At 72.6% G+C, this 24,493-nt stretch carries 15 protein-coding genes and 1 pseudogene; 8 read left to right on the plus strand and 8 right to left on the minus strand.

Translation table 11 applies throughout. The features are described 5' to 3' along the window. Positions 1–146 precede the first annotated feature (146 nt). The 5 genes and pseudogenes from meaB to H1A17_RS09620 form a co-directional block, all read left to right on the plus strand. Positions 147–1,082, plus strand: a complete 936-nt coding sequence (gene meaB / locus H1A17_RS09600; RefSeq protein WP_228543233.1) for a methylmalonyl Co-A mutase-associated GTPase MeaB — start codon at positions 147–149, stop codon at positions 1,080–1,082. 87 nt (positions 1,083–1,169) lie between these two features. Continuing rightward, positions 1,170–1,583, plus strand: a complete 414-nt coding sequence (locus tag H1A17_RS09605; RefSeq protein WP_145921437.1) for an Asp23/Gls24 family envelope stress response protein — start codon at positions 1,170–1,172, stop codon at positions 1,581–1,583. Between the two features lie 287 nt (positions 1,584–1,870). After that, positions 1,871–3,559 (plus strand): methylmalonyl-CoA mutase, encoded by a 1,689-nt coding sequence (locus tag H1A17_RS09610; protein ID WP_145921436.1) that lies wholly within the window; start codon positions 1,871–1,873, stop codon positions 3,557–3,559. 145 nt (positions 3,560–3,704) lie between these two features. After that, positions 3,705–4,628 (plus strand): tetratricopeptide repeat protein, encoded by a 924-nt coding sequence (locus tag H1A17_RS09615; protein ID WP_145921435.1) that lies wholly within the window; start codon positions 3,705–3,707, stop codon positions 4,626–4,628. Positions 4,629–4,692: 64 nt separating this feature from the next. Then, positions 4,693–5,628, plus strand: a pseudogene (locus tag H1A17_RS09620) (arginase family protein); the annotation flags it as partial. Between the two features lie 190 nt (positions 5,629–5,818). On the opposite strand, the gene H1A17_RS09625 reads toward H1A17_RS09620, so the two are convergent. Beyond that, on the minus strand, positions 5,819–7,780 hold the full coding sequence (locus tag H1A17_RS09625) for a penicillin-binding transpeptidase domain-containing protein (protein ID WP_145921434.1): 1,962 nt from the start codon (positions 7,778–7,780) through the stop codon (positions 5,819–5,821). A 362-nt stretch (positions 7,781–8,142) separates the two neighbouring features. On the opposite strand from H1A17_RS09625, the gene H1A17_RS09630 reads away from it, so the two are divergent. Next, positions 8,143–13,209, plus strand: coding sequence for an NAD-glutamate dehydrogenase (locus tag H1A17_RS09630; protein WP_194821675.1), 5,067 nt, complete (start codon positions 8,143–8,145; stop codon positions 13,207–13,209). A 76-nt stretch (positions 13,210–13,285) separates the two neighbouring features. Here H1A17_RS09630 and H1A17_RS09635 read toward each other — a convergent pair whose 3' ends face one another. Both H1A17_RS09635 and H1A17_RS09640 read right to left on the minus strand, forming a co-directional pair. After that, positions 13,286–14,008 (minus strand): class F sortase, encoded by a 723-nt coding sequence (locus H1A17_RS09635; protein WP_194821682.1) that lies wholly within the window; start codon positions 14,006–14,008, stop codon positions 13,286–13,288. Position 14,009: 1 nt separating this feature from the next. Further along, positions 14,010–15,095, minus strand: a complete 1,086-nt coding sequence (locus tag H1A17_RS09640; RefSeq protein ID WP_194821676.1) for a hypothetical protein — start codon at positions 15,093–15,095, stop codon at positions 14,010–14,012. A 546-nt stretch (positions 15,096–15,641) separates the two neighbouring features. Between H1A17_RS09640 and H1A17_RS09645 the strand changes: the two genes are divergently transcribed. After that, positions 15,642–17,444: a glycoside hydrolase family 6 protein gene (locus tag H1A17_RS09645; RefSeq protein ID WP_145921431.1), complete on the plus strand. Its 1,803-nt coding sequence runs from the start codon at positions 15,642–15,644 to the stop codon at positions 17,442–17,444. Between the two features lie 120 nt (positions 17,445–17,564). On the opposite strand, the gene H1A17_RS09650 is transcribed toward H1A17_RS09645, so the two are convergent. From H1A17_RS09650 to H1A17_RS09670, 5 genes are all read right to left on the minus strand, one after another. Then, the gene (locus H1A17_RS09650) at positions 17,565–17,939 is read right to left on the minus strand and encodes a hypothetical protein (protein WP_194821677.1); all 375 of its coding nucleotides are present in this window, start codon (positions 17,937–17,939) and stop codon (positions 17,565–17,567) included. Positions 17,940–18,011: 72 nt separating this feature from the next. Beyond that, positions 18,012–18,317 (minus strand): hypothetical protein, encoded by a 306-nt coding sequence (locus tag H1A17_RS09655; protein ID WP_145921429.1) that lies wholly within the window; start codon positions 18,315–18,317, stop codon positions 18,012–18,014. 31 nt (positions 18,318–18,348) lie between these two features. Next, positions 18,349–20,007, minus strand: coding sequence for a sodium:solute symporter family protein (locus H1A17_RS09660; RefSeq protein WP_145921428.1), 1,659 nt, complete (start codon positions 20,005–20,007; stop codon positions 18,349–18,351). A gap of 215 nt (positions 20,008–20,222) precedes the next feature. Next, positions 20,223–21,344 (minus strand): hypothetical protein, encoded by a 1,122-nt coding sequence (locus H1A17_RS09665; RefSeq protein WP_194821678.1) that lies wholly within the window; start codon positions 21,342–21,344, stop codon positions 20,223–20,225. 29 nt (positions 21,345–21,373) lie between these two features. Then, the gene (locus tag H1A17_RS09670; RefSeq protein ID WP_145921426.1) at positions 21,374–21,967 is read right to left on the minus strand and encodes a hypothetical protein; all 594 of its coding nucleotides are present in this window, start codon (positions 21,965–21,967) and stop codon (positions 21,374–21,376) included. 420 nt (positions 21,968–22,387) lie between these two features. Here H1A17_RS09670 and H1A17_RS09675 point away from each other — a divergent pair. Continuing rightward, positions 22,388–24,493: nitrate- and nitrite sensing domain-containing protein (locus H1A17_RS09675; protein ID WP_194821679.1), on the plus strand; the 2,106-nt coding region annotated here is incomplete at its 3' end.

Below are 24,493 nucleotides of genomic sequence, written 5' to 3' on the forward strand. Positions count from 1 at the left end.
GTCGTGAGCGAAGGTGACTCGGTGGCGAGCGCGAGGAGTGAGCGGGGTTTGCGAGCCCCGCAGTCGTGAGCGAAGGTGGCCCAGTGACTGTCGAGAACGCCCCCGCCCCGGCCGCCGTCCCGGTTCGTCGCAGTCGGGACGTACCGATGCTGGTGCGCCGGGCGCGCGAGGGTGACCCCCGGGCGGTGGCCCGGCTGATCACCCTGGTCGAGTCCGGTGACGAGGTGCTGCCGCAGGTGGCGGCGGCGCTCGCGCCGTACGCCGGGCAGGCCCAGGTGGTGGGGTTGACCGGCTCCCCGGGGGTGGGCAAGTCGACCACCACCAACGAGCTGGTGCGGGCGTTGCGGGCGGGCGGGCACCGGGTCGGCGTGCTGGCGATCGACCCGTCCAGCCCGTTCACCGGCGGGGCGATCCTCGGCGACCGGGTGCGGATGCAGGACCATGCCACCGACCCGGGCGTCTACATCAGGTCGATGTCCAGCCGGGGCCACCTCGGTGGGCTCTCCGCGGCGACCCCGCAGGCGGTCCGGGTGCTGGAGGGCGCCGGCTGCGACGTGGTGCTGGTGGAGACGGTCGGGGTCGGCCAGGCCGAGGTGGAGGTGGCCTCGCTCGCCGACACCACGCTGGTGCTGCTCGCCCCGGGGATGGGTGACGCGATCCAGGCGGTCAAGGCCGGCATCCTGGAGATCGCCGACGTCTTCGTGGTCAACAAGGCCGACCGGGACGGCGCGGACGCCACCGTCCGCGACATCCAGGGCATGATCGCGCTGGGCGAGCGCGGGCCGGGGCAGTGGCGGCCGCAGGTGGTCCGGTCGGTCGCCGCGCGGGGCGAGGGGATCGACGACATCGCCGCCGCGATCGACAAGCACCGGGCCTGGCTGGAGCAGCACGACGAGCTACGCCGCCGCCGGGAGAAGCGGGCCGCCGCCGAGATCGAGGCGATCGCGCTGGGCGTCCTGCGCGCCCGGATCGGTTCCCTGAGCGACGGTACGGACCTCCCGACGCTCGCCGCGAAGGTGGCCGAGGGTGCCCTGGACCCGTACGCGGCGGCCGACGAACTGCTCGCCCAGATCGGCACCTGATCCGTCCACAACGGAGCACGATCGGCTAGTACGCTCGCACCGCGCCACGGACCCGTGGGGCGGTGCGACGGCTTTCCGGGGGCGATCATGGACCACGAGGCGACGCAGGAGTTGTCGGTGACGCCGGATGCGGTGGCCGGCGGGACGACGCAGGTCTCCGACGAGGTGGTGGAGAAGATCGCGGTGGCCGCCGCGAAGTCCGTGCCCGGGGTGGCCGAGCTGGGTGGTGACGTGGCCCGGTTCTTCAACGCCGTCCTCGACAAGGTCGGGCTGGACCGGGTGGGCGACGCCCGGCGGGGCTGCTCGGCGCACGTCACCAACGGCGCGGCCGTGGTCAACCTGGTCCTGGTGATCTCCGCCGGCCACCCGGTGCCCCAGGTCACCGATGCGGTACGCGCCGCTGTGACAGCAGCGGTGGAGTCGTACGGCCTCCGCGCCGACGAGATCAACATCCGCGTCGACGACGTAGCGATGAACGACCCAGAAGCCCCCATCGCCTGAGCAGCCACCCACAAAAGCCCCCGCCCAGCCCAGCCCCCGCCCAGCCCTCGCCCCCCTGCCCGCCGATCAACCGCTCCGCCCGGTGATCAAGAGGTTTACGTCAGGCTACGGCGGTGATCAAGAGGTTTGCGTCAGGATTCGGGGGCGGGTTGACGCAAACCTCTTGATCACCGGCGGTGGCGGGGGCCGGCCGGGCCATAGGGGGTGGGGCGGGTTGGCTTAGTGATCGTTCAGGTTGTCGTTCTACACTCGGGGTTCGGTCGAGGACTCGAGGAGGAGCCCCGCGGATGAACGCCGACGAGATCGCCGCCGGACGGGCACGCTGGCAGGCCCGGTACGACGCCGCGCGCAAGCGGGACGCCGACTTCACCACCCTGTCCGGCGCCACCGTGCAGCCGGTGTACGGGCCACCCGAGGGGACCGCCTACCCCGGGTTCGAACGGATCGGTTGGCCGGGCGAGTTCCCGTACACCCGGGGGTTGCATCCGACCGGCTACCGGGGTCGGGCCTGGACGATCCGGCAGTTCGCCGGGTTCGGCAACGCCCGGCAGACCAACGAGCGGTACAAGATGATCCTCGGCGCGGGCGGCGGCGGGCTCTCCGTCGCCTTCGACATGCCGACCCTGATGGGGCGGGACTCCGACGACCCGCAGGCGCTCGGCGAGGTCGGGCACTGCGGGGTCGCGGTGGACTCCGCCGCCGACATGGAGGTGCTCTTCGACGGCATCGACCTGGCCGGCGTCACCACCTCGATGACCATCTCCGGCCCGGCGGTGCCGGTGTTCTGCATGTACCTGGTCGCCGCCGAGCGGCAGGGCGTCGACCTGTCCCGGCTGGACGGCACGTTGCAGACCGACATCTTCAAGGAGTACATCGCGCAGAAGGAGTGGCTGTTCGACCCCGAGCCGCACCTGCGCCTGATCGGCGACCTGATGGAATACTGCGCCGCCGAGATCCCGCGCTACAAGCCGCTGTCGGTCTCCGGCTACCACATCCGCGAGGCGGGCTCGACCGCCGCGCAGGAGTTGGCGTACACCCTGGCCGACGGGTTCGGCTACGTCGAGCTGGGGCTCTCGCGCGGGCTGGACGTCAACGTCTTCGCCCCCGGGTTGAGCTTCTTCTTCGACGCGCACCTGGACTTCTTCGAGGAGATCGCCAAGTTCCGCGCCGCCCGCCGGATCTGGGCCCGCTGGCTGCGCGACGTCTACGGCGCGACCAGCGAGAAGGCCCTCTGGCTGCGGTTCCACACCCAGACCGCCGGGGTGTCGCTGACCGCGCAACAGCCGGTCAACAACGTGGTACGCACCGCCGTGGAGGCCCTCGCCGCCGTGCTCGGCGGCACCAACTCGTTGCACACCAACGCCCTCGACGAGACCCTGGCCCTGCCCACCGACGAATCCGCCGAGATCGCCCTGCGCACCCAGCAGGTGCTGATGGAGGAGATCGGGGTGACCAACGTGGCCGACCCGCTCGGCGGCTCCTGGTACGTCGAGGCGCTCACCGACGCCATCGAGGCCGAGGCGGAGGAGATCTTCGCCCGCATCCGGCAGCTCGGCGGCGACGGCCCGCACCGGATCGGCCCGATGACCTCCGGCATCCTGCGCGGCATCGAGGACGGCTGGTTCACCGGCCACATCGCCGAGTCGGCCTTCGTCTACCAGCAGGCTCTGGAGAAGGGCGACAAGAAGATCGTCGGGGTCAACTGCCACACCGGCACGGTCGCCAAGGAGCTGGAGATCCTGCGCATCTCGCACGAGGTGGAGCTGGAGCAGCGTCGGGTGCTCGCCGAGCGCAAGGCCACCCGGGACGACGCGGCGGTGGCGGCGGCGGTGACCCGCATGATCGAGGTCAGCCGTACCGGCGGGAACATGATCCCGCCGATGCTCGACGCCGTCCGCGCCGAGGCCACCCTCGGCGAGATCTGTGACGCCCTGCGCGCCGAATGGGGCACCTACCGCGAACCCGCCCGCTTCTGATCCTCCCCACCCCACCCCCCGGTCGGGGTGGGGGGCGGGGGTGTGGGGGTGGGGGGTGGCGGGGGGAGAACGGGAGGTGAGAGTGGCAACTGTGGGCGTTGCGGCTGAGCCGACAACGGTGGGGATCGTGCGAGACTAGGTAACCATGAGCGACCCACGGATCACCTCGTCGATCTTCACCCGCGGCGCGGTCGACCTCAGCGCGCTGCGCGGCACCGCCCCGGCCAGTTCCCGTCCCGCCACACCGAGCCAGACCGGCGCACCCACCGGCGCACCGGGCGGTCCCGCCACCGGCGGCACCGCCGCCGTGCTCGACGTGACCGAGGCGAACATCCAGTCCGGGGTGCTCGAACAGTCGATGACCACACCCGTGGTGGTCTTCTTCGGCGCGGCCGGCTACCCGGACAGCGACCAGTTCGCCCCGGTGCTGGAGCGGTTGGCGGCCGAGGGCGCCGGCCAGTGGGTCCTTGCCCGGGTCGACGTCCAGGAGAATCCGCGGATCGCGCAGATGTTCCAGATCCAGGCGATCCCCACCGTCTACGCGGTGGTCGGCGGGCGGCCGATCGACGCCTTCCCCGGGGTTATCCCCGAGCCGCAGCTGCGCCAGTGGCTCGCCGCCGTGCTCAAGGCCGGTGGCGTCACCGTCGCCGAGCCGGAGGACCCGCGCCTCGACGAGGCCGACGACGCGTTGATGAGCGGCGACCTCGACGCCGCCGAGCAGGCGTACCGCAAGATCCTCGCCGAGTCCCCGGCGGACGCCGCGGCCGAGGCCGGCCTGGCCCAGGTCGGGGTGGCCCGGCGGGTCGCCGGTGCGGACCCGCAGGCCGCCCTCGCCGCCGCGCAGGCCAACCCCGACGACGTCGAGGCCCAGCTCCTAGCCGCCGACATCGAGGTGCTCAGCGGCATGGCCGAGCAGGCGTACGGACGACTGGTCGGGCTGGTCCGGCGGACCGTCGGCGACGACCGGGACCGGGCCCGCCAACACCTGGTCTCGCTGTTCAGCATCGCCGGCCCGGACGACCCCGCCGTGGCCTCCGCCCGTCGCGCCCTGGCCAGCGCCCTGTTCTGATCCCCTGACACCCCGCGCGGGCCGGCCACACGGCCGGCCCGCCGACCATCGAGGACGGGAGCCCGTGATGCGCCGAATCGCCGTCCTCGACGCGCCGACCAACCTGGGTCTGCGCCCACCCACCTCCACCTCCGTCCCCGGCTGCGGCAAGGCCCCCGGGGCGCTACGGGACCACGGCCTGCTCGCCCGGCTCGGGGCCCGCGACGCCGGCTGCCTCACCGCCCCCCGGTACGACCCGGGCGACTGGCGTCCCGGCGACGGGGTCTGCCACGCCCGGGAGATCTCCGGCTACTCGACGGCGCTGGCCGACCGGATCGGCGCGATCATCGACCGGGGGGAGTTTCCGCTGGTCCTCGGCGGTGACTGTTCGGTGCTGCTCGGCTCGGCGCTGGCCATGCACCGGCTCGGTGAGGCGGTCGGCGGGCGGATCGGGCTGGTCTTCGTCGACGGCCACTCCGACTTCCGGCACCCCGGCAACGCCTCCTACGTCGGTGCGGCGGCGGGGGAGGACCTCGCCCTGGTGACCGGGCGGGGGCAGGCCGACCTGGCCGCCATCGAGGGACGTCGACCGTACTTCCGGGACATCGACGTGGTGGTGCTCGGCATCCGGGCGCAGGACGAGTACCGGCTCGACCTCCAGGCCGCCGGGATCATCACCCGGCCGGTGCCGGCCCTGCGCGCCGAGGGGGCCGCCCGCAGCGCCCAGTGGGCGCACGAGCAGCTGGCCGACTGCGCCGGCTACTGGGTGCACATCGACGTGGACGTGCTCGACCCGGCGGTGATGCCGGCCGTGGACGCCCCCGACCCGGGCGGGATCGCCTTCGCCGAGCTGGAGATCCTGCTCGCCGGGCTGGTGGACACCCCGCACTGCCTCGGTGTCGAGCTGACCGTCTTCGACCCCGACTACGACCCGGACGGCGCGTACGCTGCCGAGATCGTCAACACGGTCGTCGCCGGGCTGGCCCCGGTCGTCGCCCCGGACGCCGTCGCGCCCCGACTGCTGCCGCCCCAGCCGCACCCCGCCGAACCCGACCCGGCCGACGCACCGGGTCGCGCCGAGGAGCCGGTCGCCTGACCGAGCCCCGGCCCGCGTGACCGAGCACGCGTGACCGAGCAACGGGGCCGATATGGCGCGGTCCCGCGAGCCGGACACCGCTACATCGCCCCCGTTGAGCGCGAGACCGGGCGGGTCAGCGGAGGGTGCGGAGGAAGCGTTCGGCGATCGGGACGGCGCTGGCCGTGCTCGATCCGCCCTGCTCGACGAAGACGGCGAACGCGACGTCGCCCCGCCACCCGACGAACCAGGCGTGGGTGTGCGCCGGATCGTCGTCGTACTCGGCGGTGCCGGTCTTGCCGTACACCGGGCCACCCGGCACGTCGGCCAGCGCCCTGGCGGTGCCGGCGGTGACCACCTCGCGCATCATCGTCTTCAGCGCCGCCACCGACTCGGCCCGCAGCGGCTGGCCGGCCGCGGCGGGCGCGGCGGGAGCCGGGTCGAGCACCAGTTTCGGCTGCTCGAAGCGGCCCCGGGCGACGGCGGCGGTCACCCCCGCCATGGCCAGCGGGCTGACCACGGTGGTGCCCTGGCCGATCGCGGCGGCGGCCTGCTCGGTCGGCCCGCCGCCGGTGGAGACCTTGCCGGTGAAGACGTCCGCGCCGAGGTCCCACGAGCCCTCCAACCCGAGGGTACGGCCGGTGGCGGCCAGCCCGTCCGGGCCGAGCTGCGGGGCCAGCGCGACGAACGCGGTGTTGCAGGATTTCGCGAAGTCGGTGCGGAACGGCACCCTGCCCAGCACGAAGTCGTCGGAGTTCTTGAACGGGCGGCCGTCCACCACACTGGTCTTGGGACAGTCGACGATGGTCTGCGGGGTCACCGCCCCCTTGTCCAGCAGGGCCAGGGCGCTGACCGTCTTGAACGTGGAGCCCGGTGGCACCTGGGCGGTGAACGCCAGGTTCTCCCCGGCCGCCCCGGGGCCGTTGGCGGCGGCGAGCACCGCGCCGTCGCTGACCCGCACCGCCACCAGGGCCGAGCGTCGCCTCTCGCCCCGCAACGCGCCGTCGGCGGCGTTCTGGGTGGTCACGTCGAGGCTGGTGCGGACCGGCTGGCCGGGGCCCGGCTCCTGCCGGAACGCCTCGGTGACGAGGGTGCTGCCGCCCTCGGCGGTGGGCCGGCGGATCTCCACGGTGGTGCCGGGAGCGCCGCGCAGCCGCTCGTCGTAGCGGCCCTGGAGTCCGCCGTGGCCGACCAGGTCGCCCTTGGCGTACCGGTCGGGGTGGGCGGCGAGGTCGTCGGCCTGCGCCGGGTCGACCGTGCCGAGCAGGGCGCGGGCGAACTCCCGGGTCGGCGCCAGGTCGAGCTTCTCGGCCCGGAACTTCGTCCCCGGCAGGTCGTAGATCCGGGAACGGATCTGCCGGTACGCCTCGTCCCGCAACGTCACCACCTCGACGAACGCGTCCGGATCGGCGTCGCGGAGCCGTTGCGGCAGGTCGGCCAGTTCGACCGGGGGGCTGATCGGCGGCCGGACCGCCCTGAACGCCGCGTCGAGCCGCCCCACCAGCGCCGGGACGTCCGGGATCTCGCCGGGTTGCAGTCCGATCCGGACCACCGGCCGGGGCGTCACGATCGGCTGTCCCGCGCCGTCGAGCAGCCCGGCCCGGGGCGCGGCGGTCCGTCGCAGCGTCAACCGGTCGCCCCTGTCCAGTTGCTCGTGCAGCACCTTCGGTTCCCAGATCACCTGCCACTGGTCGTCGCCGGAGTTCTGCCGCAACCGGACCGGCCGCTGGTAGGCCCAGTCCGCCCCACCCGGCAGCGTCCACCGGATGTCGACCGTGGTGGTGGCGAGGTTCCTGGTGACCTCGGCCTCCCCGACGCGGCGCAGGGTGGGCGGGGTGCCGGCGAGGTCGCCGGAGAGGGCCTTGAGTTCCTCGACGACGGTATCGGCGGGCACTCTCGCCCCGGTCGGGTCGACGAAGCCCACCTTGTCCAGATCGCCGGAACGCCAGCCGGCGAGGAACGCGTCCACGCTGCCCGTCAGCCCGTCGTCGGCGGAGCAGCCGACGAGGGCGCCGGCCGCCAGCACGGTGGCGGTCAGGGCCGCGAGCCCCCGCCGCAGGGGCGTGCCGGGGCTGCGGTAGGGGTACGACAGGGGCATGGAGCTGCACCTTCCGGACGGCGGGCTGCCCTGCACGCTAGTACGCCGTCGCCGCCCGTACCGCCCCGCGCGGTCGCCGGAGCCACCCGGCCAGGCCGTACGCCGGTACGGACCGGCCGTGGCGACTGCGGCGGCCGGGCCCCGGCGGGCGGCCCGAAGTGGTGGGCGCGAGGGTGTGATGAACATCCCGAGGCGGGGTACTCGGCACCCGGCCGATCGTGCATCTGCCACAGATGCCAGGCCAGAGTCCCGAACCGGACGTCCCACCGGTGGTCCACCGACCAAGGCACGAAGCGGCAGGGCCTATGGTGGGGCGGCAGAGTGACCCACAACGCGGTGGGTCGTCGAGGGGAGTGGCACCGATGGACCGGCGTCCGGCGATCAAACCGGTACCCGACCTCCGGCAGAGCGACACCGGCCGGGACGACAGCTTCGATTCGGCGACCGACGGGGACAGCCCGCCGATCGACGGGGACGGCTACGGCCGACTCGACACAGGCGTGACCGGGGTGACCGGTTCGAGCATCGACACCCTCTACGACCTGGGCCTTCCGGTGGAGGCGCTCGGCGAGGACGTGGAGGACGCCGAACTCGACGAGCCGGTGCCCAACGCGGAACGCCTGGTGGCGCAGGCGGTGGCGCTGGCCGGGGACGACCACGACGCGGCGACCCTGGTGGGCCGGTTCTGGCGGTTCGCGCCGGACGAGGAGCTGATCGGGTTCACCGCCGAGGAGATGCTCGACGCCGCGCGGGCGCACCGGGACCTGGCCCAGCAGCGGGTGCCGGGCGAGCTGAAGCTGCGCATCCTGCCCCCCGACGCCGACCAGCACCACACCGTCGTCGAGATCGTCACCGACGACATGCCGTTCCTGGTCGACTCGGTGACCGCCCTGCTCAACGCCCACCACCTCGACGTGCACCTGCTGGTGCATCCGCTGGTGGTGGTCCGGCGGGAACCGCTGGGCCGGCTGACCGAGGTCTCCGCCGACGTGGAGCCGGACGACGCGATCGCCGGTGACCTGGTGGAGAGCTGGATGCGGATCGAGATCGATCCGGTCCGCGACGCCGACCAGCGGGACCAGTTGCGCCGCGAGTTGCAGCGGGTGCTCACGGACGTGCGGGAAGCTGTCGAGGACTGGCCGAAGATGCGCCAGCGGGCGCTGGCGCTCGCCGACGAGCTGGCCTCGGCCCGGACGGCGGACGACCGCCCGCCGGTGCCGGAGAAGGACATCACCGACTCGGTGGAGCTGCTGCGCTGGCTGGCCCACGACCACTTCACCTTCCTCGGCTACCGGGAGTACCGGCTGGTCGACTCCGGTGGTCAGGGCGGCCCGGCGCTGGAGGCGGTGCTCGGCACCGGGCTGGGGATCCTGCGGTCGGATTCGCCGGAGGCGCGGGCGTTGTCGTCGATGACGCCGGAGGCGCACGAGAAGGTGATGGAGAAGCGGCTGCTGATCATCACCAAGGCGAACTCGCGGGCCACCGTGCACCGCTCGGCCTACCTGGACTACATCGGCTTCAAGATCTTCGACTCGGCCGGTGCGGTGGTCGGCGAACGGCGGTTCCTGGGCCTGTTCTCCACGGCGGCGTACCGGACCAGCGTGCGGGAGTTGCCGGTGGTCCGCCGCAAGGTGGCCGAGGTGCTGGACCGCTCCGGACTGAGCCAGCGCAGCCACTCCGGCAAGGACCTGCTCCAGATCCTGGAGACCTACCCGCGCGACGAGCTGTTCCAGATCAAGACCGACGACCTGTACCACGCGGTGACCGGCGTGCTGCGGATGGCCGGCCGCCGGCAGCTGCGGGTGTTCCTGCGCCGCGACGCGTACGGGCGGTTCATCTCCTGCCTGATCTACCTGCCCCGGGACCGGTTCACCACCCAGAACCGGCTGCGCATGCAGGACATCCTGCTGCGCGAACTGAACGGCATCGGGGTCGACTACACCACCCGGGTCACCGAGTCGATGCTGGCCCGGGTGCACTTCATCGTCCGGACGGACCCGAACAACCCGCCCGGGGACATCGACGCCGACCTGCTCGCCGAGGAGTTGGCCGACGCGACCCGGCTCTGGGACGACGACTACCGGCTGGTGCTGGAACGCAAGCTCGGCGACGAGCAGTCCAAGCACCTGTTCACCAGGTACGCCGACGCGTTCCCGGAGGGCTACAAGGACACCCACACGCCGTACGAGGCGATGAAGGACCTGGCGAAGCTGGAGTTGCTGGAGGAGCCCGGCCAGCTGGAGATGCACCTGTTCCGCAAGCAGTGGGCGCCGCGGGCCGGGCAGCGGGCCGACGAGGCGATGGACGTCCGGTTCAAGGTCTACCGCTACGGCGAGCCGATGATGCTCTCCGCCGTGCTGCCGGTGCTGCACTCGCTGGGCGTCCGGGTGGTCGACGAGCATCCGTACGAGGTGGACCGGATCGACGGGCGGGTCTTCCTGTACGACTTCGGGCTGCGGCTGCCCGAGGGGCACCAGGAGCTGGCCGAGGTGCGTCCGCACGTGGAGAACGCGTTCGCCGCCGCCTGGCGGGGCGAGGCCGAGGTGGACGGTTTCAACGAGCTGGTCCTGCGCGGCGGTCTCACCTGGCGGCAGGTGGTGGTGCTGCGGGCGTACGCGAAGTACCTGCGGCAGACCGGGGCGGTCTTCTCCCAGGAGTACATGGAGCAGACCTTCATCGCGTACCCGCGGATCGCGGCGCTGCTGGTGGAGCTCTTCGAGGTGCGGTTCGCCCCGGACGGGCGGGACGCCGGGCAGCGCCGGGAACGCAGCGACGAGCTGGTCGACGCGATCGGTGTCGCGCTGGACGACGTGGCGAGCCTGGACCAGGACCGCATCCTGCGCGCCTACCTGACGCTGATCCAGGCCACCCTGCGGACCAGCTTCTACCAGAAGCGCGCCGACGGGCGGCCCAAGTCGTACGTGGCGTTCAAGCTGGACCCGCAGGCCATCCCGGACCTGCCGGCGCCCCGGCCCAAGTTCGAGATCTTCGTGTACTCGCCCCGGTTCGAGGGTGTGCACCTGCGGTTCGGGCCGGTGGCCCGGGGCGGGCTGCGCTGGTCCGACCGGCGGGAGGACTTCCGGACCGAGGTGCTCGGCCTGGTCAAGGCGCAGATGGTGAAGAACGCGGTGATCGTGCCGGTCGGCGCCAAGGGCGGCTTCGTGCTGAAGCAGAAGCCGGGGGACCGGGACGAGGCGGTCGCCTGCTACCAGGAGTTCGTCGGCGCGATGCTCGACGTCACCGACAACATCGTCTCCGGCGACATCGTGCCGCCGGTGGACGTGGTGCGGCACGACCCCGACGACCCGTACCTGGTGGTGGCGGCGGACAAGGGCACCGCGACGTTCTCCGACATCGCCAACCAGATCTCGGCGGCGCACTGCTTCTGGCTGGGCGACGCGTTCGCCTCCGGCGGCTCCGCCGGCTACGACCACAAGAAGATGGGCATCACCGCCCGGGGCGCCTGGGAGTCGGTCAAGCGGCACTTCCGCGAGCTGGGCCACGACACCCAGACCCAGGACTTCACCGTGGTCGGCGTCGGCGACATGTCCGGTGACGTGTTCGGCAACGGGATGCTGCTCTCCGAGCACATCCGGCTGGTGGCCGCGTTCGACCACCGGCACATCTTCCTCGACCCGGACCCGGACGCCGCCACCTCCTTCCGGGAACGCAAGCGGCTGTTCGACCTGCCCCGGTCGTCGTGGGAGGACTACGACCCGAAGCTGATCTCCGAAGGTGGCGGGATCTTCCCGCGCGGGGCCAAGTCGATCCCGGTCACCCCGCAGGTGCGCGCGGCCATCGGCCTGGCCGACGACGTCACCCAGCTCAGCCCGGCGGAGCTGATGAAGGCGATCCTCACCGCGCCGGTCGACCTGTTCTGGAACGGCGGCATCGGCACCTACGTGAAGGCGTCCAGCCAGACCAACGCCGAGGTGGGCGACAAGTCCAACGACTCGATCCGGGTGGACGGCAAGAGCCTGCGCTGCCGGGTCGTCGGCGAGGGCGGCAACCTGGGCTGCACCCAGCTCGGCCGGATCGAGTACGCGTCTACCGGCGGCCGGATCTACACCGACTTCATCGACAACGCGGCCGGGGTGGACTGCTCCGACCACGAGGTGAACATCAAGATCCTGCTCAACACGGCGGTCGCCGACGGCGCGCTGGACGTGCCCGAGCGCGACGAGCTGCTCGCCCAGATGACCGACGAGGTCGCCGAGCTGGTGCTGCGGGACAACTACGACCAGGCGCGGGCGATCAACAACTCGCAGGCCCAGGCCGCCTCGCTGCTGCCGGTGCACCGCCGGATGATCAGCGAGCTGGAGCGGGCCGGCCAGCTCGACCGGGCGCTGGAGGCGCTGCCCCCGGACGAGGAGCTGGCGGTCCGCACCGAGTCCGGGCTGACCGCGCCGGAGTTCGCGGTGCTGCTCGCGTACGTCAAGATCGTGCTGGAGCGGGAGATCCTGGCCGAGGGCCTCGCGGACGAGGAGTGGACGACCGACGTCCTGGTCAGGTACTTCCCGACGCCGATGCGCGAGCGGTTCGCCGACCGGATGGCCCAGCACCGGCTGCGTCGGGACATCGTCACCACGGTCCTGGTCAACGAGGCGATCAACCGGGGCGGCATCTCGTTCGTCTTCCGGGTCGTCGAGGAGACGGCCGCGTCGGCGGCCGACGTGATCCGGGCGTACGTGGTGGTCCGGGAGGTCTTCGGGCTGCGCGAGCTGTGGGACGCGGTCGAGGCGCTGGACAACGAGGTCCCGCCGGAGTTGCAGACCAGCGTCTACCTGGACACCCGCCGGCTGCTCGACCGGGCCGTCCGGTGGCTGGTGACCAACCGGCGCTCGCCGATCGACGTGCCCGCCGAGATCGAGCGGCTCCGCGACGGGGTGGCCCGGCTGCTGCCCGACCTTCAGGACCGGTTCCACGGCAGCGAGCGGGAGTCGTTGCAGGCGCACATCGACGCGATGACCGCCCGGGGACTGCCGGCCGAGCTGGCCGGGCGGGCGACCCGGCTGATGTACAGCTTCGGCCTGCTGGACGTGGTGGAGACGGCGCGGACCAGTGGCCGGGACGTCGGCGAGGTGGCGTCGGTCTACTTCGTGCTCTCCGACCGGTTCCGGGTGGACTCGCTGCTGTCGAAGATCTCCCTGCTGCCGCGTGAGGACCGCTGGCAGACGCTGGCCCGGATGGCGCTGCGCTACGACCTGTACGCCGCGCTGGCCGCGCTGACCGGGGAGGTGCTCGACTCCACCCCGGGTGACCTGCCGCCGCAGGAGCGGGTGCTCCAGTGGGAGCAGTCGAACGCCACCTCGATCCACCGGGCGCACCGGGCGATGGGGGAGTTCGACGAGTCGCGGGCGGACCTCGCCTCGCTGTCGGTGCTGCTGCGGCAGATCCGCACCCTGGTCCGGACGTCCGCCGCCGCCTGACCGTACGCCGACCGCGCCCGGGGCGGGACGAGGGTCCCGCCCCGGGCGCGGTCGTGTGTGACCGGCCGCGGCCGGCTCAGGACGTCAGCGTGGCGAAGACGATCACGTTGTCCTGGTAGCTGCCGGCGGCCTGGTCGAACTGGCCGCCGCAGGTCACCACCCGCAGCCCGGGACGGTCGTTCGGGCCGTACACCAGGTCGGTGGGGAACTGCGTCTTCGGGTAGGACCGCACCTCGTCGACGGTGAAGGTGGCGGTGCTGCCGTCGGCCCGCGCCACCGCGACGGTGTCGCCGGGCAGGAGCGAGCCGAGCTGGAAGAAGACCGCCGGCCCGAGCTGTGCCGAGTCGACGTGCCCGACGATCACCGCGTTGCCGGTTTCGCCGGGGCTGACGCCCGGCTCGTACCAGCCCGCCTGCTGGGCCTGGTTCAGCGGGGGCACCTGGACCGTGCCGTCCGGGTTGGTGCCCAGCGGCATGATCCCCGCGTTGACCCCGATCCTGGGGATCACGATCGAGGTGGGAGCGGAGCGGGGCAGCGGGTCGGGGCCCGGCGGCACGCTCGCGTCGGCGGGGACCTGCGCGTCTGGGTCGTCGACCGGCCCGGTGTCCCCGGCCGGGGTGTCCGTCGGGGCGGTCTGCGGTGCGGCCTGGGCCGCCGGCTGCGGCGGACGGGGCGGGGGCGTGGTCCGGATCGACGCGCCGATCATGCCGGAGCCGGCCATGGCGAGGAGGACGACGACGGCCGCGCCGGCGGCGCGCCACGGTCTCCCGTGACGGCCGCCGGCCCGTGTCGCCGTCAGGTCAGCCGAGCTCATTGGCCCGACGCCGCCGCATCAGCACGATGCCGCCGAGGGCAGCCGCGCCGATCATGCCCGCACCACCGGCGGCCATGCCCCGGTCGGCACCGGTGGTGGTCATCCCACCGTCACCGCCGTCGACGTGCCCCTTCGGCAGGACGACCAGCTCGCCCTCGCCGCACGAGCCCTCCAACTCGTAGCGGCCCGGACGGGCGTCCTTGGAGATCTCGGCCTCGCCGTAGTAGACGAAGTCCTTCTTGTGCTCCCAGCCGCCCTCGTCCTTGCCGTAGCCGGACTCCTCGTCCTTGCCGTAGCCGGACTCGTCGTCCTTGCCGTAGCCCTCGTGGCCCTGCCAGTCGCCCTCGTCGGACTCCTCGTCCCAGCCGGGCTTGCCGTGCTCGCCGGACTCCTCGCCGGCCCCCGGCTTGCCGTGCTCGTCGCCCTTGCCTTCTTCGGGCTTGCCGTGCTCGTCGCCCTTGCCTTCTTCGGGCTTGCCGTGCTCGTCGCCCTTGCCTTCTTCGGGCTTGCCGTGTTCCTCGCCCTTGCCCTCGTCGGGCTTGCCGCCGTGGTCCGGGCCCTGGTCGGCGGCCATGAAGCCGCCGCCCTGACCGCCGTCCGCCGGGGGCTGTCCACCCTCGGCCGGGGGCTGCGGCTTGGGGCCGTTGTCGTCGGGGGCCTGGCCGTCGGGACCCTTGCCGTGGTCCTCGCCCTTGCCCTCCTCGCCCTTGCCTTCTCCGGGCTTGCCGTGGTCCTCGCCCTTGCCCTCTTCGGGCTTGCCGTGCTCGTCGCCCTTGCCCTCGTCGTCCTTCCAGCCGCCGTGTTCCTCGCCGCGGCCCTCGGCGGGCTTGAGTTTGACCTTGCCGGTGACCTTGGACCAGACGAAGGCGTGTTCCTGCGCCTCCGGGCAGATCTCGATGAGCTTGACCTCGTCGCCGGGCTTGACGACGTGCGGCTTGGCGATGACCTTGCCGTCCCGGCTCTCGCCGTCGTGGTGACCGTCCGCGAACGCGATCCCCGGCGTGAACACCAGAAGGGACGCGCCACCGAGAGCGGCACCCGCGACAACCTTCCCGAGCATCTTGTTAGCCATGACCTGCGTCACTCCATCCCCTGTTGTCCTGAGCCCGACGACAGTCGAGCTATGACCGACGTTAGACGGTTTCATGACTTATTCGGGGAAAGATTCGTGTTTTCGGCTTTACCGATGATGCGACCCTTAAGCACCCCGGGCCGCTTGTGTCGGTATTACCACCCGGCTGCGCGGTCGGTGCGCTCCCGGCCGGGCTGGGCGGAGATAGGCTCGTAGCGGCCCGGATGCCGGCCCGGGCGTTGCGGCCAGGTTGCCGCGAAGTATCGAGCCATTGCCATGGAAGCGCTCCCATGCAAGAATCGCTGCACGCGGTTCGGGGAGCCACACCGCGCACGGCAGAGGTCGAGGGCAACCGGTGCACCGGACGACATCGCCGCCGACCGGTCCGTGCGGGCCGGTGAAGCTCACCACCACCACGCCCGTCCTCCGGGTCGGGCACCCCCCGAGATGTCCCGTTGGCGCCGGGGTCGTCCGTACCCCAGGACGCTCACGCGCCACTTGCCGGTCCCCTCGTGGTGCCGGTCTCGCCCAAGGAGTGCAAAAGGCATGAATCTGTGGAGAAGTCTGTCCGCCCGACGCCGGGCGTTCGCCCTCACCGGGGCGAGCGTGCTGGTCGCGGGCGGGCTGGTGACCCTCCCGGTCACCGCGGCGCAGGCCGCCACCCAGTGCAGCATCGACTACACCACCAACGACTGGTCCGGTGGCTTCACCGCGAACGTCACCATCCGCAACGTGGGTGACCCGATCAGCAACTGGACCCTCGGCTTCACCTTCCCCAACAGCAGCCAGCGGGTGACCCAGGGCTGGTCGGCCAAGTGGTCGCAGAGCGGCCAGAACGTGACCGCCACCAACGAGTCCTACAACGGCTCGCTGGGTCGCGGCGGCAGCACCACCCTCGGCTTCAACGGCTCGTGGAGCGGCAGCAACCCCAAGCCGACCTCGTTCACCCTGAACGGGGTGGTCTGCAACGGCGGCACCACGCCCACCACCCCGCCGCCCACCACGCCTCCGCCCACCACGCCCCCGCCGACCACGCCTCCGCCCACCACCCCGCCGCCCACGACGCCTCCGCCCACCACGCCCCCGCCGGGGCAGAAGGTGGACAACCCCTACGCCGGGGTCAAGGGCTACGTGAACCCGGAGTGGAAGGCCAAGGCGGACGCCGAGGCCGGTGGCAGCCGGATCTCCAACAACCCGACCGCCGTGTGGCTGGACCGGATCGCCGCGATCAACGGCACCACCGACAGCAGCTCCAACGGCGCGATGGGCGTCAAGGACCACCTGGACGCCGCCCTCGCCCAGGGTGCCGGCTACATCCAGTTCGTGATCTACAACCTGCCCGGCCGGGACTGCTCGGCGCTCGCCTCCAACGGTGAGCTGGCCGCCGACGAACTGCCGCGCTACAAGGCGGAGTACATCGACCCGATCGCCGCGATCCAGCGGGACGCCAAGTACGCCAGCCTGCGGATCATCAACATCATCGAGATCGACTCGCTGCCGAACCTGATCACCAACACCTCCGGCAACGCCGGTGGCACGGTGCAGTGTGACGTGGTGAAGGCCAACGGCGCGTACGTCAACGGCGTCGGCTACGCCCTGGCCAAGCTGGGCTCGATCGGCAACGTCTACAACTACATCGACGCCGGTCACCACGGCTGGCTGGGCTGGGACACCAACTTCGGCCCGACCGCCGACATCCTGAAGACCGCGGCCACCGCGTCCGGCAGCAACGTGAACTACGTGCACGGCTTCATCACCAACACGGCGAACTACTCCGCCCTGAAGGAGCCGTACGTCAAGATCACCGACTCGGTGAACGGCCAGACCGTGCGCCAGGCCAAGTGGATCGACTGGAACCAGTACGTCGACGAGCTGTCGTTCGCCCAGGCGTTCCGCACCAAGCTGGTCTCGGTCGGCTTCAACAGCAACATCGGCATGCTGATCGACACCTCCCGTAACGGCTGGGGCGGCACCGCCCGGCCCACCGGCCCGGGTGCGACGACCAGCGTGGACACCTACGTCAACGGTGGTCGCATCGACCGTCGTCTGCACGCCGGCAACTGGTGCAACCAGGCCGGTGCGGGTCTCGGCGAGCGGCCGAAGGCCAACCCCGAGTCGGGCATCGACGCCTACGTCTGGGTGAAGCCTCCGGGTGAGTCCGACGGCTCCAGCTCCCTCATCCCGAACAACGAGGGCAAGGGCTTCGACCGGATGTGCGACCCGACCTACACCGGTAACGCCCGCAACGGCAACAGCATGAGCGGTGCGCTGCCCAACGCTCCGATCTCCGGCGCCTGGTTCTCCGCGCAGTTCCAGGAGCTCATGAAGAACGCCTACCCGGCGCTCTGACGAACCAGCCCGCTGCGGCTGGAGTGAGGCACTGACGCGGCGGGCGCACCCGGGCCCCCGGTCCGACCGAGAGGTCGGGCCGGGGGCCCACCCGTGTGCCGGGCCGCTGTCGCGACGGGCTCAGGGGACGGTACGTTCCACCGCGGCCCGGCCCATCTCGGCCAGGTCGCGCCGGGCCCGCTCCAGGTTCTCCGCGGTCAGGTCCTGCCCGCGCGCCATGACCAGGTCCTCCGGCTCCCAGGGCTGCTCCGCCCCGGTGCGGATGTTGTCCCCACCGGCCCCGGTGCCGGTACCGGTGGCCCCGGTGCCGGCGGCGTACGGGTCGCCGATCAGCTCCTCGGTCGCACCACCGGGCTGGTCACCCGGCGCGACGAACGACGGATCGGCCGGACCGGCGCCGCCCCGGGCCAACTGCGGCACGGTGGAGTCGTCGTCCACTGCGGCGGCCACCTCCGGGCGCTCCTCCAACGGTCGGTTCGGGTCACGGTCGGTCATGGTGCCGCCCTCCTGTCCCAGACGCTTCCCGCGTCCCGGGTACCCCGTCCGGGCGACCCCATGCCGGGCGGATCAGACCTCCCGGGCCTCCTCGGCGCTGGGCGGCACCACCGGGCGCAGCCACTGCCAGGCCAGCATGAACAGCCCGAAGGCCAGCATCGCCAGCCCGGCCCAGAGGTTGATCCGGACGCCCTGCGCCTTGTCGATCTCGGCCGCCGAGTCGAAGAGACCGACCAGGCCGACGATCACCCCGTACACCACGAAAAGACCACCGATGACCCGGCGGATGTCGAACAGCCGGGCGGCGGCGGACCGCTTGCGTTCGTTCTCGGTCTCGGCGACCTGCGGGTCGTTCGCCCGCTCGCTGTGCTGGTCCACGTCTGCGCCTCCCTCTCGTGACGGACCGGGCTCAGAAGACCGGGATGTAGAAGAGCACGGCCAGCACCAGCGCGATCGCGCCGAGCAGCACCGGCGAACGCCACCAGACCTGGTCCCCGGCGAGCACGTCGCCCTTCAGGTCGATCCCGCCCATGCCGTAGACCAGACCCTGCAACTCCTCGGCCCGCTTGGGGCGGGTCAGCGGGGTGACCACCGCCGCCACCACGGCGACCGTGACGAAGGCGATGCCCGCGCCCCAGAAGCTCTCCTCCAGGTCGGAGTTGAAGTGCACCACGCCGGCCTTGTAGAGCAGGTAGGTCGCCAACGCGGCCAGGGTGCCCGCCAGCAGCGACCAGAAACCGGCCAGCGCGCTCATCCGCTTCCAGAACATGCCGATGATGAAGGTGGCGAACAGCGGGGCGTTGAACAGGGAGAACAGCGCCTGGATGTAGTTCATGATGTTGCTGAACCCGGCGGCGATGAACGCGGTGCCGATGCCCACCACCACCCCGCCCACGGTGGCGATCCGCCCGATCCGGATGTAGTACTCGTCGGAGCGCTCCTTGCGGACGTACGCCTGCCAGATGTCGTAGGTGAAGACGGTGTTGAAGCCGCTGACGTTGGCCGCCATGCCGGCCATGAACGAGGCGACCAGGCCGGTGACCGCGATCCCCAGCACCCCGTTGGGCAGCAGGTCACGCATCAGCAGCGGAATCGCGTTGTTGTAGACCAGGTCACCGGACTCGGCCCCCAGCCCCTTGACGGTGACCAGCGCGATCAGGCCGGGGACCACGGTCACCACCGGGATGACCAGCTTCGGGTACGCGGCGATGATCGGCGTACGCCGGGCGGCGCTCATGTTCTTGGCCGACAGCGCCCGCTGCACCTCGGCGAAGTTGGTGGTCCAGTAGCCGAAGGAGAGCACGAAACCGAGCCCGAACACGATGCCCAGCCAGTGCGCGCCGAGCGGGTTCGCGGTGCTGCCGGTGCCCTCCCAGGCGTGCAGCCCGGCCTCGCCCAACTTCGAGTCGCGGACCGAGTCCATCAGGCCGGACCAGCCGCCCACCTTCACCAGTCCGATGACGGTGATCGGCACCAGACCGGCGATGATGACGAAGAACTGGAGCACCTCGTTGTAGATCGCGCCGGAGAGCCCGCCGACGGTGATGTAGGCCAGCACGATCACCGCGCCGACGATGACCGCCAGCCAGAGCGGCCAGCCGAGCAGCGCCTGCATGATCAGCGCCAGCGCGTACAGGTTGACCCCGGCGATCAGCACCTGGGCGACCGCGAAGCTGATCGCGTTCAGCAGGTGGGTCGGGCGGTTGAACCGCAGCCGCAGGTATTCCGGGACGCTGCGCACCCGGGAGCCGTAGTAGAACGGCATCATCACGATGCCCAGGAAGATCATCGCCGGTACGGCGCCGATCCAGTAGTAGTGGACGGTCATGATGCCGTACTGCGCACCGTTGGCGGCCATCCCGATGATCTCCAGGGCGCCCAGGTTGGCCGAGACGAAGGCCAGGCCGGTCACCCAGGCGGGCAGCGAACGCCCGGAGAGGAAGAAGTCGACGCTGGTGCGGATCGCCCGGCGGGCGGCGAAACCGACCCCGAGGACGGTGACGAAGTAGAGCGCGAGGATTCCGTAATCCAGCACGTTCATGTTCAGTCTGAGCCCGGCACCGTCCATCGTCCGCCACCTCTCCGATGCGCCCTTGACGCCCGCCGGGCGCGCTATTACCCCTCGTGCGGGTTTTCATGCCTGGCGTCCGGGTCGATTCGGCGGACGGACCGTCGACGCCCCGGCCGGGAGTGGCCCGGCCGGGGCGTCGACGGAGGGTGGGCACCGGCGGTGGGTCCGTCCGGTGCGGCGCCGGCGGGCCGTCCGTGCGGCCCTCCGGCGGTTCAGCGGCCCAGCACGCGGTCCAGGAAGTCGCGGTAGCGCCGCACGGCCACCCGGAGCTGCTCGGTGTCCGCCTCGTCGGCGCCCTGCCAGCCGCCCAGCTTCTCCTTCTGCCCGGCGAGCGCCTCGGAGAGGGCCGCGATCGCCTCCTCGACGAGCGACTGCGCCTCGCCGGCCGCGCCCCGGGGGTCGTCGACGAAGCGGAGCTGCACGTCGCGCCACCGGTCCCGGAAGCCCTGCGCGGCGTCCGCCTCGAACAGGGTCGCCGCGTCGCTGGGCACGTTCGCGCCCGTCGACCGGTCGGCGGCCGCGCCGGCGGCACCGGCCGCGACGACGCCGGCCGCCGTCGACCCGTCGCCGTCGGCCGTCGCGTCCGGGTCGACCATCGCCGGGGTGGCGCTGCCGTAGCCGGCGGCGTCGGTCACCGGGGCCGGCCGGTCGGTGTCCCGGTCCGGGTCGGCGTGGCCGGCCGGGCCGGTGGCGTCGACGTCCCGGGTGGCGGTGTCCCCGGCGTCGACGTCGGCGGCGGTGCGGTCGGCCGACCAGCGGTCCCGGTCGTGGATCCGGTCCGCCCCGGTCGGGTCGGCGCGCTCGTCGTCGAACGGCCCGGTCCGCCCCGGCGCCCCGTCACCGGGCACGGCGAGGTCCTCGTCCCGGGCGTCCCGCTCGTCCTGCGGTCGTCCGCCGGCCAGCGCCGACGCGGCCACCGCGTCGCCCACGCTGGCCGCCCCGAAGGCGGTGGGCAGGGGCGCGGGCTCGTGGAACTCCGGCCGCCGGTCCCCGTCCGGGTCGGTGCCGGCCGGTGTCTCCCGGTCGGTCGCCAGCTCGGCGTCGTCGCGGGGGTGCGGGCGGGTGAGGGGCGACCCGTCGTCGGCCCGCGGGCCGTAGTAGCCGTCGTGGTTGTCGAAGCCGTCCCGGTCGTCGAAGCCGTCGCCGTCGATGCCGTCGTCGTCGAGGTCGATGGGGTCCCGGTCGTCGACGCCGTCGCGGTCCCGGTCGTCGCGGGCCGTGGCGTGCCGGCCGCCCGGGTCGGCGTCCACCGCGTCCGGCGGCGGCACCGCCACCGGGGTGGACCGGACGACCTCGGGGTGGTCGGTGGTCGACTGCTGCTCGTCCTGGCGCATGGCGGTGTTCTCCTCAGCGGGTGGTGGCGTCAGCGGGTGGTGGCGTCCTGCGGGCTGTCCGGGTGCTGCTGCTCCGGCAGGCGGTGCCCGACCGGCTCCTCGCCGAGCAGATCGGCGACGAGGGCGCGGTAGTGGACGACGGCCTGCCGGAGATCCTCGGTGCCGGCCTCGCCACGCTCGTTGCGCAGCCGGATCTCGTGCGCCTCCCGGTAGTGGGTCAGGGTGCGGGCGTGCTCCACCGACAGGTGCGCGGCCTGCTCGGCGAACTCCCCGGTCGGGTAGCCCCGGTCGGCGATCAGACGGCTGACCAGCTCGTCGGCGTCACCGACGGCCTCGGCCGGCGAGTCGACGAAGCGGACCTGGAGTTCCTCCCAGGCGGTGGCGTACCGGGCCCGGTCGGTCGGGCTGAGCGGGGTGAGCGTCAACTCCGCGTGGCGGCGCTCCCGTTCGCGCAGTTCCCGCTCGGCGGCGCTGCGGCTGTCCTGCTCCGCGACCACCCGGTCGTACTCCGGCCCGAACCGGGACCGCAGGGCGCGTCGGCGGTTGGCCACCACGGCCACGGCGACCAGCGCCGCCACCACCAGTACGGCGAGAACCAGTAGGACTATCTGCGTGGGCGACATGGCTCCTCCTTCGCCCTGCGGTATTCCCTCCCCGCACTGATCACCAATCCCGATCCGGCGAATTTCCTCCGCCCACGCCGATCCCGACCGGGACGAAGCGGCCACGACGTCCGTCCGGGTCCGTCCGGGGGGAAATCCGATCACGTTTTTCCATCGGTCCGGCCCGGCCGGCACGGGCTCGGCACGGGCACCACGGCCCGGCGCGGATGCCTGATCAAGCCGGCTGCGGCCCGGTCGGCCGGGGCGGCCCGTCGCGTGGCGGGGCGGCGACGCAGCGGTGACGCCGGGAGACGCACGGTAGTGCTGAGCGTCAGGATTACGTATTCTGCCCAAGGTGCCGCGCCGGTGCCCGGCATCGATGCCGGAACCGCCCGGTCGGTGCCGGCGCCACCGCCGACACTCCCGCCCGGGCGAGGACTCATGGACACCCGCGACTGGCCGATCCGCGCCAAGCTGACCGCCCTGGTCGTCACCCCGGTGGCCGCCCTCCTGGCGCTCTGGATCTTCGCCACGACGTTGACCTTCGGGCCGGCGCTCGACCTGCTCGCCGCCCGGACCCTGCTGTCGGACTTCGGCCGCCCCGGCGAACGGGTGGTGGCCGAGCTGCAACGGGAACGGCGGACCTCGGTGATCCAACTGGCCGGCACCGGCACCCTGCCCGCCCTCGCCGACCAGCGGCGACGCACCGACGAGGCGATCGTCGAGCTGCGTCGGATGATGGCCGGCGACGCGCTGCGGGACGCCGCCGGTGACCTGCTCAACGCCCGGCTCGACGCGCTCGGCGCCGCCCTGGAGGCGTTGCCGGCCGGCCGGGGGTTCATCGACCGCCGGCAGGTCGACCGGGCCGGCGCCATCGGCCTGTACAGCGGCATGATCTCCTCGGCCTTCCAGGCGTTCGCCGCGACGGCGGCGCTGCCCGACGCCGAGTTGAACCGGCAGGCACTCGCCCTCACCGCGGTCGGCCGCTCCCGCGAACTGCTCGGCCAGACCGACGCGATGCTCGCCGGGGCGTTCGTCGCCGGCCGGTTCACCGAGGGCGAGCACCTGCGGCTGGTGCAGACCATCGCCAACGAACGGTTCCTCGCCGAATCGGCGGTGGCCGACCTGCCGGCCGCCGACCGGGCCGCCTACCAGCGGCTGGTGGAGGGGGAGGTGTTCGTCCGGCTCCGCACCATGCAGGAGCAACTGCTCAGCGCCGGGCCGTCCGGCCTCCCGCCGATCGACCCGCGTACCTGGCAGGCCAGCCAGGAGGCCGTCCAGCAGGGGTTGCGCGACTTCGAACTCAGCCAGGCCGACGGGCTGGCCGAACGGTCCGTGCCGGTGGCCGTCACGATCCTGCTGCGCCTCGGCGTCGCCGGGGTGCTGGGCCTCGTCGCGATCGGGGTGTCGCTGCTGGTCGCCGTCCGGGTCGGGCGGACGCTGGCCCGCCGGTTGTCCGCCGTCCGCAACGCCGCGCTGGAGCTGGCCGGGCACCGGCTGCCCGACGTGGTGGCCCGGCTGCGCCGGGGCGAACAGGTCGACGTGGCCCGGGAGGCCCCGCCGCTGTCCTACGGCGCGGACGAGATCGGCGACGTCGGGCGGGCGTTCACCGAGGTCAGCCGGGTGGCGGTGCGGTCGGCGATCGACGAGGTGACGCTGCGCCGGGGGTTGAACGAGGTCTTCCTCAACCTCGCCCGGCGCAGTCAGGGCCTGGTGCACCGGCAGCTCGCCGTGCTCGACCGGATGGAGCGCCGCGCCGAGGACCCGGACGAGCTGGCCGAGCTGTTCCGCGTCGACCACCTGGCGACCCGGCTGCGCCGGCACGCCGAGGACCTGGTCATCCTGGCCGGGGCGGCACCGGGCCGGGGCTGGCGGCAGCCGGTCGCCCTGCTGGACGTGCTGCGCGGCGCGATCTCCGAGGTCGAGGCGTACGACCGGGTGGACATCGGCCGGGTCGAGCCGGCCGGGCTGCTCGGCCGGGCCGTCGCCGACGTCATCCACCTGCTCGCCGAGCTGATCGAGAACGCGACCGCGTTCTCCCCGCCCGAGCGTCGGGTCGAGGTGACCGGGGCGTCGGTCGTCGACGGCTACCTCGTCGAGATCACCGACCACGGGCTCGGGATGTCACCGCAGGCGGTCGAGGACGCCAACCGGCGGCTGGCCACCCCGCCCGAGTTCGACCCGGCCGACAGCGCCCGGCTCGGCCTGTTCGTGGTCTCGCGGCTGGCCGCCCGGCACGGCGTCCGGGTCACCCTGCGGGCCGGGACGCCGGTCGGGCTCACCGCGCTGGTACGCCTCCCGGCCGACCTGATCACCGAGGAGCCGCCGATCGCCCCGCCGACCCGGGACCGTCCGGCGGCGTCGGTGACCCGGCTGACCACCCTGCCCCGACCGCGTACCACCCGGACCACCCGGGAGCGACCGGACCAGACGGTGCTGCCGTTCGCCCCGGCCCGTACCTCGTCGGTGGAGGCCGCCGTCGACGGCGACGGCCTGCCCCGCCGGGTCCGCCGCCGGGGCCCGGTGGCCCGCCCCCCGCGCCCGCCG

The organism is Micromonospora sp. S-DT3-3-22, from assembly GCF_015354745.1.
Taxonomy (GTDB): domain Bacteria; phylum Actinomycetota; class Actinomycetes; order Mycobacteriales; family Micromonosporaceae; genus Micromonospora; species Micromonospora wenchangensis.

Coding starts and splice junctions, on each gene's coding strand:
- meaB (WP_228543233.1), top strand. CDS start 147: ATGCTGGTGCGCCGGGCGCGCGAGGGTGACCCCCGGGCGGTGGCCCGG.
- H1A17_RS09605 (WP_145921437.1), top strand. CDS start 1,170: ATGGACCACGAGGCGACGCAGGAGTTGTCGGTGACGCCGGATGCGGTG.
- H1A17_RS09610 (WP_145921436.1), top strand. CDS start 1,871: ATGAACGCCGACGAGATCGCCGCCGGACGGGCACGCTGGCAGGCCCGG.
- H1A17_RS09615 (WP_145921435.1), top strand. CDS start 3,705: ATGAGCGACCCACGGATCACCTCGTCGATCTTCACCCGCGGCGCGGTC.
- H1A17_RS09625 (WP_145921434.1), bottom strand. CDS start 7,780: ATGCCCCTGTCGTACCCCTACCGCAGCCCCGGCACGCCCCTGCGGCGG.
- H1A17_RS09630 (WP_194821675.1), top strand. CDS start 8,143: ATGGACCGGCGTCCGGCGATCAAACCGGTACCCGACCTCCGGCAGAGC.
- H1A17_RS09640 (WP_194821676.1), bottom strand. CDS start 15,095: ATGGCTAACAAGATGCTCGGGAAGGTTGTCGCGGGTGCCGCTCTCGGT.
- H1A17_RS09645 (WP_145921431.1), top strand. CDS start 15,642: ATGAATCTGTGGAGAAGTCTGTCCGCCCGACGCCGGGCGTTCGCCCTC.
- H1A17_RS09650 (WP_194821677.1), bottom strand. CDS start 17,939: ATGACCGACCGTGACCCGAACCGACCGTTGGAGGAGCGCCCGGAGGTG.
- H1A17_RS09660 (WP_145921428.1), bottom strand. CDS start 20,007: ATGGACGGTGCCGGGCTCAGACTGAACATGAACGTGCTGGATTACGGA.
- H1A17_RS09665 (WP_194821678.1), bottom strand. CDS start 21,344: ATGCGCCAGGACGAGCAGCAGTCGACCACCGACCACCCCGAGGTCGTC.
- H1A17_RS09670 (WP_145921426.1), bottom strand. CDS start 21,967: ATGTCGCCCACGCAGATAGTCCTACTGGTTCTCGCCGTACTGGTGGTG.